Here is a 17,787-nt window from a genome sequence, read left to right on the forward strand (position 1 = left end):
AAGCGATTACCGATACCCAGCGTACCTGATACGCTGGGTATCGTGAACAGCCCCAAAGCCACCCCGCCTGCCGGGCAGGGCACCGTCGACGGCCGCGCTTCCCGCTGGCAGTCCCACCGCGAGGAACGGCGGCGGGAACTGATCAAGTCCGCCCGGAAGGCGGTGCATGCCCTCGGCAGTGACGCGTCCATGGAGGACATCGCCGCAGCCGCTGGAACGTCAAAGTCCGTGTTCTACCGCTATTTCGGCGACAAGGCCGGACTCCAGCAGGCCGTGGGCGAGGTGGTCCTCAGCCAGATGCAGCGGCGCATCCAGGAGGCGGCCCAGAGCGCCCAGACGCCCCGCGAAGGCCTGTTCGCCATGGTGTCCGCATACCTGCAAATGGCCGAGACCAGCCCGAACGTCTACACCTTCGTCACGCGCCCTGCGTCCGGCGAGGCCGAGACGGCCGGCCCGACCATGTCCACAGCCGGAGCGTTGAGCCACTTCTTCGCCGCCATTAGCGACATGATTGCCCGGCCCATGCGCAGCCATCTGGGCGGCGGCCAGGACAAGGAAGCCGTGATCGGCTACTGGCCCAATGCCGCGATCGGCCTGGTCCGCAATGCGGGTGAACAGTGGCTCGCCAGCCCGCCCGGACCGGCCAAGCCCGGCCAGGAGGCCATGGCGCGGCAGATCACGGACTGGCTGTGCTTCGGCATCGCCCCCGAGCTGCAGGCGCCTCCTCCGGAAGAAACAGCACAAACGGAACGAACGGGCCTGGCGGGCCAGGGCACACCGTAGCAGCGGCCCTGCCCACACCCGCGAACTGAACTGTCAGCACTAGAGATTGTCAGAACCACAGAAGGAAACGACATGACTGAACTAGCCGACCGCACCACCGGCAACGCCCCCCGCAGCCGGCCGCAACCACAGCAGCCGGCGGCACCCACAGCAGCCGGCCAACCCGGCTCCCCCGAGGCGCCCGCCGTCGACGTCGCGGCCCTTGGCGAACAGCTGCTCGGCAAGTGGGCCGACATCCGGCTGCAGTCCAGGGGCCTCGCCGGCCGCCCGGAACTGCACAAAATCGAGGGCCAGACCCACACCGAACATCGCCAACGCGTCTTCGGCCAGCTCAGGATCCTGGTGGACAATGGCGCCGTCCACCGCGCATTCCCCGAGTCCGTGGGCGGCTCGGATGATCACGGCGGGAACGTGGCCGGTTTCCAGGAGCTGGTCATCGCCGACCCGTCGCTGCAGATCAAGGCCGGCGTCCAGTGGGGACTGTTCGGCTCCGCAGTGAACCACCTCGGCACCTCGGAACACCACGAGAAGTGGCTGCCCGGCATCATGAGCCTGGACATCCCGGGCTGCTTCGCCATGACCGAAACCGGGCACGGCTCGGACGTGGCCAGCATTGCCACCACCGCCACCTACGACCCCGCCGCCGGGGAGTTCGTGGTCCACACGCCGTTCCGGGCCGCGTGGAAGGACTACATCGGCAACGCCGCCAACGATGGTCTGGCCGCGGTCGTTTTCGCCCAGCTGGTGACGAAGGGCGTCAACCACGGCGTGCACGCGTTCTACATGGACCTCCGGGACGCCGGGACCGGGGACTTCCTGCCGGGCATCGGGGGCGAGGACGACGGCGTCAAAGGCGGCCTGAACGGCATAGACAACGGCCGGCTGCACTTCACGAACGTCCGGATCCCCCGCACCAACCTCCTGAACCGCTACGGCGACGTCGACCCCGAGGGCAACTACACGTCCCCCATCGCCAGCCCGGGCCGCCGCTTCTTCACCATGCTCGGCACGCTGGTCCAGGGCCGGGTCTCCCTCGACGGCGCCGCCGTGACGGCGTCGAAACTGGCCCTGAAAACCGCAATTCAGTACGCCACCGAACGCCGGCAGTTCAATGCCTCCTCCCAAACCGACGAGGAAGTCCTGCTGGACTACCAGCGGCACCAGCGCCGGCTCTTCACCCGACTGGCCACCACGTACGCCGCCAGCTTCGCCAGCGAGCAACTGCTGCAGAAATTCGACGATGTCTTCTCCGGCCGTCACGACACCGACCAGGACCGCCAGGACCTCGAAACCCTGGCGGCGGCCCTGAAGCCGCTGAGCACCTGGCATGCCCTGGACACCCTGCAGGAGTGCCGCGAGGCCTGCGGCGGCGCCGGGTTCCTGATCGAGAACCGTTTCGCCTCGCTCCGTGCCGACCTCGACGTGTACGCCACGTTCGAGGGCGACAACACGGTCCTGCTGCAGCTGGTCGCCAAGCGCCTGCTGGCGGACTACGCCAAGGAATTCCGCACCGTCAACGTCGGCGTGCTGGCCCGCTACGTCGTGGGCCAGGCCACCGGTGCCGCGATCCACCGCACCGGACTGCGCGGCGTCGCCCAGTTCGTGGCGGACACCGGATCAGTGCAGAAAGCCGCGCTGGCGATCAAGGACGAGGCAAGCCAGCGGACCCTGCTCACGGACCGCGTCCAGACCATGGTCGCTGAGGTGGCCACGGCCCTCAAGGGCGCGAACAAGCTCCCGCAGCAGCAGGGCGCCGCCTTGTTCAACGCCCACCAGCACGAACTCATCGAAGCCGCCCAGGCCCATGCGGAGCTGCTGCAGTGGGAGGCCTTTACCGAGGCCCTCGGCAAAGTGACTGACCCGGGCACGCGCAAGGTCCTGACGTGGCTGCGCGATCTGTTCGGCCTGTCCCTGATCGAGAAGAACCTGTCCTGGTACCTCATGAACGGCAGGCTGTCGATGCAGCGCGGACGCACTGTGGGCGAATACATCAACCGCCTGCTCGTGAAGATCCGCCCGCACGCCCTGGACCTGGTGGACGCGTTCGGTTACGGGCCGGAGCACCTCCGCGCCGAGATCTCCACCGGCGCGGAGAAGGTCCGCCAGGACGAGGCCCGGAATTACTTCCGCAAGCAGCGGGCCAGCGGCCAGGCGCCCCTGGACGAAAAGATTATGCTGGCGCGCGCCGTTCACGGTACAAAGGCCCACGGCACAAAGGCCCACGGCACCAAAGCCCTCGGCTGACCCAGCCGAAATGCGACGACGGCGCCGCCCCCTCAGCCGGGGCGGCGCCGTCGTCGTTCTGCCGTTTGGACCCGGGGTCAGGAGTCCTTGTTGAGCACCGAACGGTAGACCTCGAGCGTGGTCTCCGTGATGGATTCCCAGGAGAAGTGTTCCTCGGCCCTGCGCCGGCCCGCTTCACCCATGGCGCGTGCCCGGGCGGGATCGGACACCACTTCGATGAGGGCCTCGGCAAAGTCGGTGACGAACTTTTCCGGGTCCAGCGGGATGCCGGTGCCGTCGGTGACCTGCTCGATCGGAACAAGCAGCCCGGTCTTGCCATGCTCGACGACCTCCGGAATGCCGCCCGTGGCGCTGGCCACCACGGCGGCGCCGCAGGCCATCGCCTCGAGGTTGACGATGCCCAGGGGTTCGTAGATGGACGGGCACGCGAACGCCGTCGCGTGGCTGAGCACCTGGATGACCTCGTTGCGGGGCAGCATCCGTTCGATCAGGATCACGCCGCTGCGCTGGCTCTGGAGTTCCTCGATCAGGCGTGCCGTCTCGGCCGCCAGTTCCGGCGTGTCCGCGGCACCGAGGCACAGCACCAGCTGGACGTCGGCCGGGAGCTTGGCGGCGGCCCGCAGCAGGTACGGTACGCCCTTCTGCCGGGTGTTCCGGCCCACAAAAACAACGCTGGGGCGCTCCGGATCGATCCCGAGCGGACGGATGATGTCATCAGCCTCGTCCCGGTTCCACTGGCTGACATCAATGCCGTTGTGGACCACCTTGACCTTGGCCGGGTCGACGTCCGGATAGCTGCGCAGGATGTCCTGGCGCATGCCTTCCGAGACGGCGATGATGGCGGCCGCGGCCTCGTAGGCGGTCTTTTCCACCCATGAGGACACCGCGTAGCCGCCACCGAGCTGCTCGGCCTTCCACGGGCGCAGCGGCTCCAGGCTGTGGGCGCTGAGGACATGCGGGATGCCGTGGAGCAGCGACGCGATGTGTCCGGCCATGTTGGCGTACCAGGTGTGGGAGTGGACCAGGTCCGCGCCGGCGATGTCCGGAACGATCCTCAGGTCCACCCCGAGGGTCTGGATAGCGGCGTTTGCTGAGCCCAGGTCTTCGGGCACGGAATACGACGTGACGGTCGCTCCGTGATACCCGGGCTCGCGGGGCGCGCCGAAGGCACGCACCTGAAGGTCCACGCGTTGGGCCAGCACCCTGCTGAGCTCGGCCACGTGGACCCCGGCGCCGCCGTAGATTTCCGGCGGGAATTCTTTGGTCACAATATCTATTCGCACATGCACCAAGGTAGTCGTTACGGTGGAACTGATCTAGTGTGAAGACGTTCGGGCATGCCGGACTGTATTGGGGAGTAACGAAGGCGTTCAGGAGCTATCACCATGCCGCATCAAAAGAGAGTTTTGGCAATTGTCCTCGCAGGTGGCGAGGGAAACCGGCTCATGCCGTTGACGGCGGACCGGGCCAAGCCTGGTGTCCCGTTTGCCGGAAGCTACCGGCTTATTGACTTTGCCCTTTCAAATCTTGTGAATTCCCGCTATCTGCAAATTGTGGTGTTGACGCAATACAAGTCCCACAGCCTTGACCGGCACATTTCCGAAACGTGGCGCATGTCCACCCAGCTGGGGAACTATGTGGCCTCGGTCCCGGCCCAGCAGCGCGTCGGCAAGAGCTGGTTCCTGGGCAGCGCCAACGCCATCTACCAGTCCCTGAACCTCATTCATGACGCCAATCCCGACATCGTCGTCGTGGTCGGCGCAGACCACGTCTACCGGATGGACTTCTCCCAGATGGTGGCCCAGCACGTCGCCAGCGGGGCGAAAGCCACAGTCGCCGCCGTCCGCCAGCCGCTGCACATGGCGGACCAGTTCGGCGTGATCGAAACGGACGCGGACAACCCGGAGAAGATTGCCGCGTTCGTCGAGAAGCCCTCGTCGACACCCGGCCTCGCGGCGGACCCCAGCCAGTTCCTGGCCTCGATGGGCAACTACGTGTTCAACGCCGACGCCCTGATTGAAGCCCTCCACGTTGACGCCGAGCGCCTCGACACCAAGCACGACATGGGCGGGGACATCATTCCCTACTTCGTGAACCAGGGCGAGGCCGGCGTTTACGACTTCACCCTCAATGACATCCCCGGATCCACCGAACGGGACCGCACCTACTGGCGCGACGTCGGCACCATCGATTCGTTCTACGACGCCCACATGGACCTGATCTCCCCCGTCCCGGTCTTCAACCTCTACAACTCCGAGTGGCCGATCTACACCCGCCAGACCATCTCCCCGCCGGCCAAGTTTGTCCGCGGCAAGTCCAACACGGTGGGCACGGCACTGGATTCGATCGTGGCCAGCGGCGTCGTCGTCTCCGGCGGCATCGTGGAAGGCTCCGTGCTCTCCAACGACGTCTACGTCGGCACCTCGAGCCGGGTCCTGGACTCGGTCCTGATGGACAAGGTCAACGTCGGTGAAGGCGCCGTGATCAAGCGCGCCATCATCGACAAGAACGTCAAGGTGCCGGCCGGGGCCGCGATCGGGCTCGATCCCGAACTGGACCGCGCCCGCGGCTTCAAGGTCACCGACTCCGGAATCACGGTCCTGTCCAAGGGCCAGCACGTCCCGGACCCCAGCGATGCGGAACGCGCGCTGTCCGCGGCCAACCTGCGCCTGGTGCCCGACGCCGTCCGCACCGCAACCGAGAACTGGCCCGAACTGCGGGAGTCCGTGGACAAGGTGGCCGACGTCCAGGCCGCCGCTGTCGGCACGGACGGACCGGTCAAACAATCACCCACGGCATAGGCAGGCGGGGGCCCGGCACGCTCGTCCGGCCGGGCTCCCCGCACCCTGTAAAATTAGGGCAATGAGCTCCCCCGATCTGTCCTCCGACGTTTCCGCCGCCGAGTCTGGTCTTGCCGGGTCTGGTCTTGCCGGGCTGACCCCGGAGGAAATCCAGGCCTGCCTGAAAGTCCTGAACACGATCCACGCCTATGACGAGGAGCACCCGGACTACGTCTCAGTGCGCCGCGCCACCGGGAAGATGTTCAAGGCCGTCAAGCGCCACCGGCGGGTCAGCAAGCGCGATGAGATCGCCGAGGCGGATCGCGCCGTGATCGCGCAGACGGCGACGGCGGCCCCCGACAGGATCGACGACGAAACGCGCGGCAACAAGCTCGTCACGTCCGCGACCGGGGAAATCGCCGGCCACCTGATCAGGTCCCGGCCGTGCTACATCTGCAAGCAGCACTACACCCAGGTGGATGCCTTCTACCACCAGCTGTGCCCCGAGTGCGCCCTGTTCAGCCACAGCAAGCGCGACGCCCGCACCGATCTGACCGGCCGCAGGGCCCTGCTGACCGGCGGGCGGGCAAAGATCGGCATGTACATCGCGCTCCGGCTCCTGCGGGACGGCGCACACACCACCATCACCACCCGGTTCCCGAAGGACGCCGCCCGCCGCTTCGCGGCGATGGAGGACAGCGCCGACTGGCTGCACCGGCTCCGGATCGTGGGCATCGATCTCCGCGACCCGTCCCAGGTAATGGCCCTGACGGATTCACTGGATGCCGCAGGACCGCTGGACATCATCATTAACAACGCGGCCCAGACGGTCCGGCGCTCCGGCAATGCCTACAAGCCGCTCGTCGACGCCGAAGACGAGCCGCTGCCCGCCGCCCTCCAGGCTGCCAACGGCGGCCCGGAGCTCGTCACGTTCGGCCACGCCCACGACAAGCACCCGCTTGCCCTGGCCAGCAGCGTGCTCGACCACCCCGTACTGGCCGGGGACGCGATCACTTCCCTGGCCCTGTCCACCGGTTCGGCGTCGCTGGAGCGGATTGCCTCCGGCACCGCGATCGACGCGGGCGGTCTGGTCCCGGACCTCGCCACCATCAACAGCTGGACCCAGGTGCTGGACGAAGTGGATCCGCTGGAGATGCTCGAAGTGCAGCTGTGCAACGTGACGGCTCCGTTCCTGCTGGTCAGCCGGCTGCGGGGTGCCATGAAGCGGTCCACCGCGCGGCGGAAGTACATCGTCAATGTCAGCGCCATGGAGGGCCAGTTCTCCCGCGCCTACAAGGGCCCCGGGCACCCGCACACGAACATGGCCAAGGCTGCGCTGAACATGATGACGCGAACCAGCGCCCAGGAAATGCTCGACGCCGACGGCATCCTCATGACGGCCGTGGACACCGGCTGGATCACGGACGAGCGGCCGCACTACACCAAAGTCCGCCTCATGGAAGAGGGCTTCCACGCGCCCCTGGACCTCGTTGACGGCGCCGCCCGCGTTTACGACCCCATCGTGATGGGCGAATCCGGTGAGGACCAGTACGGCGTCTTCCTGAAGGACTACAAGCCCAGTCCCTGGTGACCGGCGCCGGCGGGCCGCAGCGCGCGTCACGGTGGTGTCCGCTGCGGGACCTATGGCCCTAATCGGGATCCTGGCCGGCCCGTATCGTGGCTCGACATGGACTCAACCACGCCCTCGCCGGAATACTCGCTGACCATGGACCAGTGCTGGGCGCTGCTCGACACCGAAGTCGTGGGGCGTGTAGCGCTGATCGTCGACAACCATCCGGAGATCTTCCCGGTGAATTTCGTACTCGAACGGCGGGCGATTGCCTTCCGCACCGCCGGCGGCACGAAGCTTTGGGGTGCCATCACGGGCAAGCCGGTTGCATTCGAGATCGACGGCTACGACGTCCGCGACGAGACGGCCTGGAGTGTGATGGCGCGCGGCGAAGCCGAGGTCATCGAGAGCCAGGAAGAGAAGGACGAAGTGGACTCCCTGCTCCTGGAGCCCTGGCAGCCCGGCGAGAAGGCCTACTACGTGCGGGTGGCTCCCAAAGCCCTGACCGGACGACGCTTCAAGGTCAACCGGCCCGACGTGTGGACCACCCGGCTCTCGGATCCGCGCCGGGCCACGTTCGAATAGGATCCTCCGGGCAGGAGTGCGGCTTCAGTCGTGTTCTGGTGAGTGGACCACCAGCACCGGGCAATGCGCGTGTGCCACACAGGCCGAACTCACCGATCCCAGTAACAGTCCACCGAATCCCCCGTGGCCGCGGCGGCCCAGCACGAGCATGTCCGCGGTTTTGCTCTCCTCGATCAGTATGCGGCGGGGGTGTCCCTGGATGAGGCGGGTCTCGACGTTGTCCGGGGTGTCCGGGCCGAAGGCCTTCACCACCGCCTCGGCCAGGATTTCGCCGGCCCGGACGTCGAAGTCGTCGATCCCGACGGCGACATAGCCGTCGTACACCGGCGGGTAGTCCCAGCATGCCACCGCGAGGACTTTGGCGGACAAGGGCACCGCGAGGCCCTGCGCATGCCGTAACGCGGACACCGAAGCGTCCGAGCCGTCAACGCCTACCACGATCGTGCGGACGTCCCTGACTTCGTTCATCCCAATCCTTTGCCCTCGTACCGGCCGAGCATCCCGCGCCAGATGGCGACGCTCCCATGATTTCCCTCGACCGGCACGACGCCTAGGGCCAAAGGGCATGCACCCACGCTGGCCGGCCGGCTACCCGGAAACGCTACGGGCAACTGGCCGGAGCCAGCCTGTTGGGCACTATGACCCTTGTTCGCGCCGCCCCAGTGCAGAAGAATGGCAGAGGCTGGGGTCAGCAGATGGAAACAGTATCTCGATACAAAAATCAGCGTGTTACTAAGAGCATTGAGCGGTCGCGTGAGCGGCCGGACGGGAGAATCATGATTGCCTGGGCAGACGCAGGTCTCACTGCACCTGATGGCGGGCAGGCGGTGATCCGCGTCTTTATCCTTGATGACCACGAACTTGTCAGACGCGGGCTGCAGGAACTTCTCGAAGGCGAGGGGTTTGCCGTGGTCGGCAGTTCCGGATCCGCGGTGGAAGCGACCCGCCGGATTCCCGCACTGCACCCTGATGTCTGTGTGCTGGACGCCCGCCTGCCGGACGGGACCGGCATTGAGGTCTGCCGGGATGTGAGGTCGGTGGACCCGTCCCTGAACTGCATCATCCTGACGAGCTTCGACGACGAACAGGCCCTGCGTGGCGCCGTCCTGGCCGGGGCACGGGGATACGTGCTGAAGGAGATCGGCGGCACGGACCTGATCGGCGCCCTGCGGCGGGCAGCAGCCGGCGAGTCCCTCTTCGAGGAGGGCGTGGCCGCCGGCGTCGTGGACAGCCTGGTGGAGGCCGAAGAGGTCGACCCGCGCACGTCCTCCCTCACCCCCCAGGAACGCAAGGTCCTGGAGCTGGTGGGCGGCGGACTGACCAACCGGCAGATTGCCGCCGAAATGTTCCTGGCGGAAAAGACCGTGAAGAACTATGTGTCGTCCCTGCTGGCCAAACTCGGATTCGAACGCCGCACGCAGGCCGCCGTCTTCATCGCCAGCCCGGCATTTCCGGCGGCCGCCGGCGGGAGAACCGGCGAAGTAATCCGGCCGCGCAGCGTCGGGTAGGCTCCGCGGTCACCGGGCCTCCGGGCGCGCCGGCTAGGGGGGCACCGCCGGCTACAGGGGCACCGACCATTCCAGGCTGGTACCGGAGTCGGGCGCGCTCGTGATAGTGCATTTTCCGTCGAGCATGCGCGCCCGGTCTTCGAGGTTGCTAAGCCCGTTGCGTTTTTCGGGCTTGGCGAATCCGGCGCCGTTGTCGCTGATCACCACCGTCACCCGGCCCCTGACGACCGCAACCGAGACCGAGATCGTATCCGCCCCGGAGTGCCGGATGGCGTTGCTGAGCCCCTCGGAAACCACGGCCACGACGTTATCGGCCTTGTCCGGCGTCACGGCATCCACCGGTCCCGTGATGGTCAGGCGCGGCGGGAACGGCATCGACTTCGACGAGCTACGTGTGACCCGACGGATCCGGCCGCTCAGCAATTCGATCTCGCCTGTGTTGCTCTTGAGCGAGTAAATGGTGTCGCGCAAGCTGCGGATCGCCTCGTCGAGTTCGCCGGTGATGTTGCGGATGCGCTCCAGCGCCAGTTCCTCCTTGGTGAAACGGGTCAGGCTCTGCACGCTCAGCCCGGCGGCGAACAGCCGCTGGATGACGAGGTCGTGCAGGTCCCGGGCAATCCTGTCGCGGTCGGTGAAGACCAGGAGCTCCTCGCGCAGCCGGTGCACCCGGGCCAGTTCCAAGGCGAGGGCCACGTGGGAGCCGAAGACGGCCCCCATTTCGATGTCGGTCCGGGCGTAGCGCACCGACTCCTTGTCCCGTGCCAGCAGCAGGAGGCCGTGGTGGGCGCCCTGGGTACTCAGCGCCACTGCCAGCAGCGGGCCCCTGACGGCGCCGTCGACCTCCCCCAACACTTCGGATGCGTCGTCGAACAGCACCGGTTCGCCGCCTTCGAGGACACCCTCCAGGAGCTCTGACTCCAAGTGCAGTGACCGTCCCGAAAACGCCGTGCCGCGCTCACCGGCAACGCCGATCACCACGTGGGCCACGCCGTTGGCGGCGGGGGCCACCAGCAGGGCGAGCGAGGACGCGGACTCCTGGAGCGCCCGGCCGGCGATCGGGTCCAGGCCGCCCGACGTGTAGTCGCGGTCCGTGCTCAGCATCAGCCCGGAGACGTCCATGCAGGCCTCCAGCCAGCGTGCCCGGCGGCGGGCGTCGTCGTAGAGCCGGGCATTTTCGATGGCGACACCGGCGGCTGCCGCCAAAGCGACGGCCAAGGTCTCGTCGTCGGCGGAAAAGTCGTCCCCGCCTTCTTTTTCCGTGAGGTAGAGGTTTCCGAACACCACGTCCCGGACGCGGACCGGTACCCCCAGGAAGGACTTCATGGGAGGGTGGTGCGCGGGGAACCCGTAGGCCTCGGCGTGCTTGCTCAGTTCATGCAGCCGGAGCGGCCTCGGGTCTGTGATCAGGAGGCCGAGGACGCCGTGGCCGGTCGGCAGCGGACCGATCTGCCGCGCCAGTTTGCCATCGATGCCGACGGTGATGAAGTGACTGAGAGCGTGGTCATCACCGATGACGCCAAGGGCGCCGAACCGGGCGTGCAACAACCGGCAGGCCGACCCGACCACGCGTTCCAGGACGGCATCCAGGCTCAGGTCCTCGGCCAGGGCGACGACGGCTTCCAGCAGGCCGGCGATGCGTTCCTTGGATTGAAGCAGCTCTTCCGCCCTGGCGCCGAACCCCTTCAGCAATTCCTCAACTACGGGATTTGGCTCGGACACGGTATGGCCTGAGCCCTCACCCGTTGAATGCATGTCATTGCCCCCAATCGCTCCGGCCAATGTAGACGCTGACGGCCCTATGCCAGAATAGCGCGAACGACTCGGGAAAGCCCCGGAATTCGGAGATAAACCCGGCGGCTGGGTCCATTTGCCCTAGCCGCCGTCCGCCCGGCCGCGTACGCTCGCCCGCATGAGTACTGAATCGAGCCCGGGCCGTCACGAGCCAAAGGACCAGACCCACGCCGTCGAAGACCTCGACCACCACACATGCTGGCAGCTGTTACGCAGTGTCTCGGTGGGCAGGCTGGCGGTCTGGGTGGACGATCATCCCGACATCTTCCCCATTAACTACAAAGTGGACCACGGCACGCTGGTGTTTCGGACCGCGGAGGGCACCAAGCTGCAGGCGGCCACGGGCGGCACGCCGGTGGCGGTGGAAGCCGACGGCATCAACGCGGACACCGGTGTCGCCTGGAGCGTTGTCATCAAGGGCCAGGCCGCCCCAGTGCAGAACCCCCAGGAGGTCATGGACACGGTGGGCCTGTTGCTGTTCCCGTGGCAGGCCGGAAAGAAGGAACACTTCGTCCGGATCACGCCGGATACCGTCACGGGCCGGCGCTTCAAAGTGGTGCCGCCGCAGACGTGGTGGACACCCTTGGACGACGCCACCCGCTCCGGCCTCGAGTAACCCCGCAAACACCTTTTGCACTATCAGACCGGGCTGCCCTGAGGGGGGCAAATTCATATGGTCGTAGCAACGCTCTGATTGATGGAGCGTTTGATGGTCAATGTGTTTTCCCTGGAAGCGCGCACTGAGTTCTTTGACCTGGTGTGTGGCGGAATGTCGATTCTTGCTGCGGCCCGGCGTGTCGGAGCCACTCATGGGACCGGGAGAAACTGGTGGGCCCAGTCTGGCCACATGATGACTATGGACATGGGGCCAGTCGGGGGTCTTTCGGATCCGGCGCCCACGGCCGAAGGGCCGGGGGGCCGGGCGTTGAACCTGGCTGAGCGCGGGATGATCCAGATGGGCCGGCGGAGCGGGCTCAGTTACGCCAGGATTGGCGAGGCGATCGGCCGGGACAGATCCGTGGTCTGGCGTGAGGTCAACCGCAACACCGGCGACGACGGGGTGTATTACGCCTCGGTCGCCCACACGAGGGCCCACCAGGCCAGGCGCCGGCCCAAACCGCTGAAACTGGTCCAGGACGAGGCGTTGTGCCGGCTGATCGGGGTGTGGATGGATGACGGGTGGAGCCCGAAACTGATCTCGGAGATGTTGGCCTTCTACTTCGTCGACGATCAGACTATGCAGGTGAGCCACGAAACGATCTACCAGGCGCTGTATGTTCAATCCCGCGGAAGTCTGCGGGCGGACCTGGCGGAAAAGCTCAGCCTGAAACGGAAGCAGCGCGTCCCGCATGCCGCGGACCGGACGAAGAACAGCCCCTACAAGGAGGCCTTCAAGATCAGCGAACGCCCGGCCGAAGTCCAGGACCGGGCCGTGCCCGGGCATTGGGAGGGAGACCTGATCATCGGCTCTAACGGGACCGCGATCGGCACCCTCGTGGAACGCTCGACCCGGTTCACGATCCTCCTCCACCTCCCCGGGGACCACACCGCCGACACCGTCGCTGCCGCGATGATCCGGGAGATGGGCCACCTCCCGGATCACCTGCGCCGCTCGATCACCTGGGACCGCGGAACCGAACTCGCCGAGTATGACCGGATCCAGACCGCCCTGGACACCACGCTCTACTTCTGCGACCCGCACTCGCCCTGGCAGCGCGGCACCAACGAGAACACCAACCGGCTGCTGAGATTCTGGTTCGAGAAAGGCTCGGACCTCTCCGTCCACACCCCCGAAGACCTCCGCCAGGTCGCAGCGAAACTCAACCGCCGGCCCCGTCCCACCCTGGACCTCGAGACCCCAGCCAACCGGCTGAACCAGCTGCTGCAAACAGCAGCCTAAACACCCGCGTTGCACCGACCAGTTGACTTTGCCGGCTTCAGGGCAGCCCGGTCTGATAGCGCAACGCGAGGCGTGGGGTGCGCCTACGCGACGCGGGTGATTTCCACGCTGACGCTGAGGGCCGATCCCCCGCCGCCGGACAGGATGCCCTTGAGCGGCGGCACGTCGCGGTAGTCGCGGCCCCGGGCCACGGTGACGTGGAAGTCCCCCGCCGGTTTGTGGTTGGTCGGGTCCCAGCTGCGCCATTCGCCGTCCCACCACTCGAGCCACGCATGCGACTGGCCGGCAACCGTCTCGCCGAGCTCCGCCGTCGAACGCGGGTGAAGGTAGCCGGACACGTAGCGAGCCGGGATACCGCAGCTGCGCAGTGACCCGATGGCGAGGTGCGCCAGGTCCTGGCAGACGCCTTGGCGCTGGTTCCAGGCCTGCTCGGCGTTGGTGGTGACGCCGGTGGAGCCCTTCATGTAGGTCATTTCACCGCGCATCCAGGCAAAGATCGCCATGGCGGCCTCGTGCGGCGATTTCCCCTCGACAACCCCGGGAATGATGGCGAGCACTTCGGAGCCGGGACCTGTCAGCTGGGACTGCGGAATCCAGTCACTGAACTGGTTCAGCGTCTCCGGAGCGGACAGGACGTCCCACCCGACGATGTCGGCCTCGGCTGCGATCTTCTCGACCCGGTGCACCTCGACGGTGGTGGTGGACAGGACTTCGAGGTGCTCGTGCGGCATCTGCATGTCGAAGGCGGTCACCCGCGTGCCCCAGTAGTCGCGGTAGCTGCTCAGGGCCGCCTGTGAAGGCGAAACCTTCATGGAGGACTCCAGCACCACCTGCTGCGGGTCCGTCAGCGGGGTCATCCGGGCCTCGTTGTAGGACAGGGTGACGCGCTTGTTGTACTTGTAGGCCGTCTTGTGGACGATGTTCAGCCGGGTCATGAAACTTCTCCCACCCAGGCCAGCTCGTCTGCCTGATTGAAGTACTTACGGGAAATGGCGTCCGAAGCCTGCGACACGGCTTTTTGCACACGCTCCATGTGCTCCGGCAGCTCCGACATGAGGTCATCGGTGCGGTGGAACTCCAGGAAGGTGCGGGCCTGGCCCACGATCCGGCGGGCGTCGTTGATGAAGCCGACGCGCTGTGCCGAGGGGTCGAGCTTCGCCAGGCACTCGTCGGCGTCGCGCAGGGCGTAGACGATAGACCGCGGGAACAGCCGGTCCAGCAGCAGGAATTCGGCCGCGTGCTGGTCCCCGAACGCCGCCCGGCGGGTCCGCAGGAAGGATTCGTAGGCGCCGGCACAGCGGAGCATGTTCACCCAGGACATGCCGGCCGAGAGGACATCGCGGGTGGAGAGCATGCGCGCTGTCATGTCGGCACGCTCCAGCGACCGGCCTAGGACCAGGAACTGCCAGCTCTCGTCGTGGCTGACGGTGGTGTCGGCGAGGCCGCTGACCATGGCGGTGCGCTCCAGGACCCAGTTGCAGAACCGGTAGGTGCCCACCACGTCCTTGCGGTGCTGGTTCAGCCCGTAGTAGGTCGTGTTGAGGCTTTCCCAGAGCCCGGAGGAGACAGTCTCGCGGGCTCGGCGGGCGTTTTCCCGGGCGGCACCGAGGGAACCGGCAATGGACGTGGCACTCTGCTTGTCGTAGGCGAGGGCGTTGAGCAGTTCGGGCAGGCCGAAATCGTCACTTTGTGCGCGGGCACCCATGACGGCCAGGAGTTCCTGCGCCACGCTGCGCTGTTCCTCCATGGGCAGATGGTTGAGCCGTTCGAGGTGGACGTCGAGGATCCTGGCGGTACCGTCGGCCCGTTCCACGTAGCGGCCAATCCAAAACAATGACTCGGCAATACGGCTAAGCATTCGCGGTTACCTCCTGCGCATCAGAAATCTGCTGCTGCTGTTGCTGCTCTTTCTGGCTGTCGCGCCAGTTGCTCTCCACCGGCCAGACCGAAACCCGCTCGCGGACTGCGATGGTGGGCCGCGGGATCACTTCGACGGGGACCTGCGGGGAGTCGGCCAGGACCCAGGTGTCCTTGGAGCCGCCGCCCTGGCTGGAATTGACGATCAGCGAGCCCTCCTTGAGCGCCACACGGGTCAGTCCGCCGGGGAGAACCCAGACGTCCTCGCCGTCATTGACGGCGAAGGGGCGCAGGTCCACGTGCCGGGGGCCGAACTTGTCGCCGCTGAGCGTGGGCACCGTGGACAGCTGCAGCACCGGCTGGGCGATCCATCCGCGGGGGTCGGCGATGATCCGCTTGCGCAGGGCATCGAGTTCGTCCCTGGACGCGTCCGGGCCGATCACCAGGCCTTTGCCGCCCGAGCCGTCCACCGGTTTGACCACGAGCTCGTCCAGGCGGTCCAGGACGTGTTCCCGGGCCTCCTTCTCTTCGAGCCGGAACGTGTCCACGTTGGCGATCACGGGCTCTTCGTTGAGGTAGTACCGGATGAGGTCGGGCACGTAGCTGTAGACGAGCTTGTCATCGGCGACGCCGTTGCCCACGGCGTTGGCGATCGTGACGCCGCCGGCGCGGGCGGCGTTGACCAGGCCGGGGCAGCCGAGCATGGAGTCGGCACGGAACTGCAGCGGGTCCAGGAATTCGTCGTCGATGCGCTTGTAGATGACGTCCACACGCTGCTCGCCCGCCGTGGTGCGCATGTAGACGCGGTTGCCGCGGCAGATGAGGTCGCGGCCCTCGACGAGTTCGACACCCATGAGGCCGGCGAGCAGGGTGTGCTCGAAGTAGGCGCTGTTGAAGACGCCGGGGGTCAGGACCACGACGGTGGGATCGTCGACGCCAGAGGGCGCCGTCTTCCGCAGGGCGGACAGGAGCCGGCGGGGGTACTCCTCGACCGGGCGGATGAGCTGCTGGCCGAAAGCCTCGGGCAGGCCCTTGGCCATGGCCCGGCGGTTCTCGAGGACGTAGCTGACACCCGAGGGCACCCGCACGTTGTCCTCCAGGACCCGGAACGTGCCCTCGGCGTCGCGGACGACGTCGATTCCGGAAATGTGGACCCGGACGCCGCCGGCCGGTTCAAAGCCGTGCACCTGGCGGTGGAAGTGGGCGCTGGTCGTGACGAGCTGGCGCGGGATGACGCCGTCGGACACCACCGTCATCTTGTCGTAGACGTCATTGAGGAAGGCTTCAAGAGCACGGACGCGCTGGGCCACACCGCGTTCCAGGACGCTCCACTCGTCGGCGGGGATCACCCGGGGGACGATGTCCAGGGGGAAGGGCCGTTCCTCACCGGCAAAGTCGAACGTCACGCCGCGGTCCAGGAAGGTCCGTGCCATGGAATCGGCGCGGGCGCTGACGTCAGCCAACGAGAGTTCGCGCAGGGCCAGGGCCACCTGCCCGTAGGATTTCCGGGCCTGCTGGCCGGGGGCAAACATCTCGTCGTAGGCGCCGGTGCGGCCGGCGGCCTCGGAGTACTCCTGGAATAGGTCAGACATGGTCACTAGCCAACCACTTTTTCGTTACGAAATCATTTCGACGGCCCGCGGCGCGGCGCTCAGTGCCGGCCGCACAGCACGCAGCCGGCTGCCGGGATGGCGGCGGTTACGGCTTTTCCGGCCGGGTACGGCAATGTAGGGGCGTGCCCCCGAAGAGATCCGCCGCCGCGTCAGGCCTGACAGCGGCCGCGCCTGGCCTGACCGGCGCTGCGGCGGCCGTCGCCGTTGCCGTCACTGTTCACCTGTTCCTCCCCGCGCTGCCGGCGATGACCCTGGCCGTGCTCCTCGGGCTGCTGGCGGCCAACCTGCCGGGCGTATCTGGCTGGACCTCCGGGCCGGCGCGGCCCGGGCTGGACTTCGCCGGCAAACACCTCATGCGGGCCGGGATCGTGCTGCTGGGCCTGAAAGTCAGCCTCGGCGACGTGCTGGGCCTGGGCTGGGCGGCGCTGCTGCTCGTGACCGCCGTGGTGCTGGCCGCCTTCGCCGGCACGTACGGGATCAGCAGGCTTTTCCGGCTGCCTCCCCGCGTGGCGCTGCTGGTGGCCACGGGCTTCGCCATCTGCGGGGCGTCCGCGATCGGGGCGATGGCCGCCGTGCGCAAAATCCGGCAGGAAGAAACCGTGCTGCCCGTGGCGCTCGTGACCCTGTGCGGAACGCTGGCGATCGGCGTGCTGCCGTTGCTCGCGCGGCCGCTGGGCCTGGGGCCGGAGCTCTTCGGGGCGTGGACCGGCGCCTCGGTGCACGACGTCGGACAGGTGGTCGCCACCGCCCAGACCGCGGGCACCGCGGCCCTTGCCGTCGCCGTCGTCGTCAAACTCACCCGGGTGATCCTGCTGGCGCCGATGGTCGCCGCCGCGGGCTTCCACCACCGGCTAGGCACCGCGGCCGACGGCGCCAAGCGCCCCCCGGTGATCCCGCTGTTCGTCATCGGATTCGTGGCCCTGGCGGCCGTACGCACCACCGGGTGGCTGTCCCCCGCGGTCCTGGAGGCGGCCGCCGCCCTCCAGGACCTGCTGCTGGGCATGGCCTTGTTCGGGCTGGGCTCCGCCGTCCGGGTGCGGCAGCTGCTGCACACCGGCGCACGCGCGCTGCTGGCCGCGCTGGCGTCCTGGCTGCTGATCGCCCTGCTGGGCCTGGCGGCCGCCTTCCTGATGTTCCCGCCGGCGTGACCGGGCGC

The 17,787-nt window shown here is 67.2% G+C and carries 15 protein-coding genes; 9 read left to right on the forward strand and 6 right to left on the reverse strand.

All coding sequences use genetic code 11. The features are described from left to right. Positions 1-42 precede the first annotated feature (42 nt). Complete coding sequence (locus tag ABH915_RS12120) at positions 43-783, forward strand: TetR family transcriptional regulator (RefSeq protein WP_370121558.1); 741 nt, start codon at positions 43-45, stop codon at positions 781-783. 72 nt (positions 784-855) lie between these two features. Beyond that, positions 856-3,027, forward strand: coding sequence for an acyl-CoA dehydrogenase (locus ABH915_RS12125; RefSeq protein WP_370121561.1), 2,172 nt, complete (start codon positions 856-858; stop codon positions 3,025-3,027). A gap of 77 nt (positions 3,028-3,104) precedes the next feature. On the opposite strand, the gene glgA is transcribed toward ABH915_RS12125, so the two are convergent. Next, on the reverse strand, positions 3,105-4,310 hold the full coding sequence (gene glgA, locus ABH915_RS12130; RefSeq protein ID WP_043423194.1) for a glycogen synthase: 1,206 nt from the start codon (positions 4,308-4,310) through the stop codon (positions 3,105-3,107). Between the two features lie 102 nt (positions 4,311-4,412). On the opposite strand from glgA, the gene glgC reads away from it, so the two are divergent. The 3 genes from glgC to ABH915_RS12145 all read left to right on the forward strand — a co-directional run bounded on the left by glgC (position 4,413) and on the right by ABH915_RS12145 (position 7,962). After that, complete coding sequence (gene glgC, locus ABH915_RS12135; RefSeq protein ID WP_370121565.1) at positions 4,413-5,828, forward strand: glucose-1-phosphate adenylyltransferase; 1,416 nt, start codon at positions 4,413-4,415, stop codon at positions 5,826-5,828. Positions 5,829-5,889: 61 nt separating this feature from the next. Beyond that, the gene (locus ABH915_RS12140) at positions 5,890-7,398 is read left to right on the forward strand and encodes an SDR family NAD(P)-dependent oxidoreductase (RefSeq protein ID WP_370121568.1); all 1,509 of its coding nucleotides are present in this window, start codon (positions 5,890-5,892) and stop codon (positions 7,396-7,398) included. Positions 7,399-7,494: 96 nt separating this feature from the next. After that, positions 7,495-7,962 carry a pyridoxamine 5'-phosphate oxidase family protein gene (locus tag ABH915_RS12145; protein ID WP_026538732.1) on the forward strand — a complete coding sequence of 156 codons (468 nt, stop codon included), beginning with the start codon at positions 7,495-7,497 and terminating at the stop codon, positions 7,960-7,962. A 24-nt stretch (positions 7,963-7,986) separates the two neighbouring features. On the opposite strand, the gene ABH915_RS12150 is transcribed toward ABH915_RS12145, so the two are convergent. Beyond that, positions 7,987-8,430 carry a universal stress protein gene (locus ABH915_RS12150; protein WP_370121571.1) on the reverse strand — a complete coding sequence of 148 codons (444 nt, stop codon included), beginning with the start codon at positions 8,428-8,430 and terminating at the stop codon, positions 7,987-7,989. 308 nt (positions 8,431-8,738) lie between these two features. Between ABH915_RS12150 and ABH915_RS12155 the strand changes: the two genes are divergently transcribed. After that, a complete protein-coding gene (locus ABH915_RS12155; RefSeq protein WP_026538734.1) occupies positions 8,739-9,470 on the forward strand; it encodes a response regulator transcription factor in 732 nt (243 codons plus the stop codon). A gap of 51 nt (positions 9,471-9,521) precedes the next feature. Here ABH915_RS12155 and ABH915_RS12160 read toward each other — a convergent pair whose 3' ends face one another. Further along, positions 9,522-11,222: a GAF domain-containing sensor histidine kinase gene (locus tag ABH915_RS12160; protein ID WP_370121574.1), complete on the reverse strand. Its 1,701-nt coding sequence runs from the start codon at positions 11,220-11,222 to the stop codon at positions 9,522-9,524. A 157-nt stretch (positions 11,223-11,379) separates the two neighbouring features. Between ABH915_RS12160 and ABH915_RS12165 the strand changes: the two genes are divergently transcribed. After that, positions 11,380-11,877 (forward strand): pyridoxamine 5'-phosphate oxidase family protein, encoded by a 498-nt coding sequence (locus ABH915_RS12165; RefSeq protein ID WP_026538736.1) that lies wholly within the window; start codon positions 11,380-11,382, stop codon positions 11,875-11,877. A gap of 93 nt (positions 11,878-11,970) precedes the next feature. Further along, entirely contained in the window at positions 11,971-13,161 is a 1,191-nt protein-coding gene (locus tag ABH915_RS12170; RefSeq protein ID WP_370121577.1) for an IS30 family transposase, read from the forward strand. 83 nt (positions 13,162-13,244) lie between these two features. Here the strand turns inward: ABH915_RS12170 and ABH915_RS12175 are convergent, their stop codons facing one another. The 3 genes from ABH915_RS12175 to ABH915_RS12185 are packed head-to-tail and all read right to left on the reverse strand — an operon-like array spanning position 13,245 to position 16,610. Further along, entirely contained in the window at positions 13,245-14,096 is an 852-nt protein-coding gene (locus ABH915_RS12175) for a transglutaminase family protein (protein WP_018772947.1), read from the reverse strand. Then, positions 14,093-15,019, reverse strand: coding sequence for an alpha-E domain-containing protein (locus tag ABH915_RS12180; protein WP_026266338.1), 927 nt, complete (start codon positions 15,017-15,019; stop codon positions 14,093-14,095). The genes ABH915_RS12175 and ABH915_RS12180 overlap by 4 nt, the downstream gene beginning before the upstream one ends. Further along, on the reverse strand, positions 15,012-16,610 hold the full coding sequence (locus tag ABH915_RS12185; protein WP_018772949.1) for a circularly permuted type 2 ATP-grasp protein: 1,599 nt from the start codon (positions 16,608-16,610) through the stop codon (positions 15,012-15,014). The genes ABH915_RS12180 and ABH915_RS12185 overlap by 8 nt, the downstream gene beginning before the upstream one ends. Positions 16,611-16,753: 143 nt before the next feature. Here ABH915_RS12185 and ABH915_RS12190 point away from each other — a divergent pair, with 143 nt between their 5' ends. After that, entirely contained in the window at positions 16,754-17,779 is a 1,026-nt protein-coding gene (locus ABH915_RS12190) for a YeiH family protein (RefSeq protein WP_370121582.1), read from the forward strand. Positions 17,780-17,787 lie beyond the last annotated feature (8 nt).

Source organism: Arthrobacter sp. MW3 TE3886, assembly GCF_041262145.1.
In the GTDB taxonomy this organism is placed as follows: domain Bacteria; phylum Actinomycetota; class Actinomycetes; order Actinomycetales; family Micrococcaceae; genus Arthrobacter.

Coding starts and splice junctions, on each gene's coding strand:
- ABH915_RS12125 (WP_370121561.1), top strand. CDS start 856: ATGACTGAACTAGCCGACCGCACCACCGGCAACGCCCCCCGCAGCCGG.
- glgC (WP_370121565.1), top strand. CDS start 4,413: ATGCCGCATCAAAAGAGAGTTTTGGCAATTGTCCTCGCAGGTGGCGAG.
- ABH915_RS12140 (WP_370121568.1), top strand. CDS start 5,890: ATGAGCTCCCCCGATCTGTCCTCCGACGTTTCCGCCGCCGAGTCTGGT.
- ABH915_RS12145 (WP_026538732.1), top strand. CDS start 7,495: ATGGACTCAACCACGCCCTCGCCGGAATACTCGCTGACCATGGACCAG.
- ABH915_RS12150 (WP_370121571.1), bottom strand. CDS start 8,430: ATGAACGAAGTCAGGGACGTCCGCACGATCGTGGTAGGCGTTGACGGC.
- ABH915_RS12155 (WP_026538734.1), top strand. CDS start 8,739: ATGATTGCCTGGGCAGACGCAGGTCTCACTGCACCTGATGGCGGGCAG.
- ABH915_RS12160 (WP_370121574.1), bottom strand. CDS start 11,222: ATGCATTCAACGGGTGAGGGCTCAGGCCATACCGTGTCCGAGCCAAAT.
- ABH915_RS12165 (WP_026538736.1), top strand. CDS start 11,380: ATGAGTACTGAATCGAGCCCGGGCCGTCACGAGCCAAAGGACCAGACC.
- ABH915_RS12170 (WP_370121577.1), top strand. CDS start 11,971: ATGGTCAATGTGTTTTCCCTGGAAGCGCGCACTGAGTTCTTTGACCTG.
- ABH915_RS12175 (WP_018772947.1), bottom strand. CDS start 14,096: ATGACCCGGCTGAACATCGTCCACAAGACGGCCTACAAGTACAACAAG.
- ABH915_RS12180 (WP_026266338.1), bottom strand. CDS start 15,019: ATGCTTAGCCGTATTGCCGAGTCATTGTTTTGGATTGGCCGCTACGTG.
- ABH915_RS12185 (WP_018772949.1), bottom strand. CDS start 16,610: ATGTCTGACCTATTCCAGGAGTACTCCGAGGCCGCCGGCCGCACCGGC.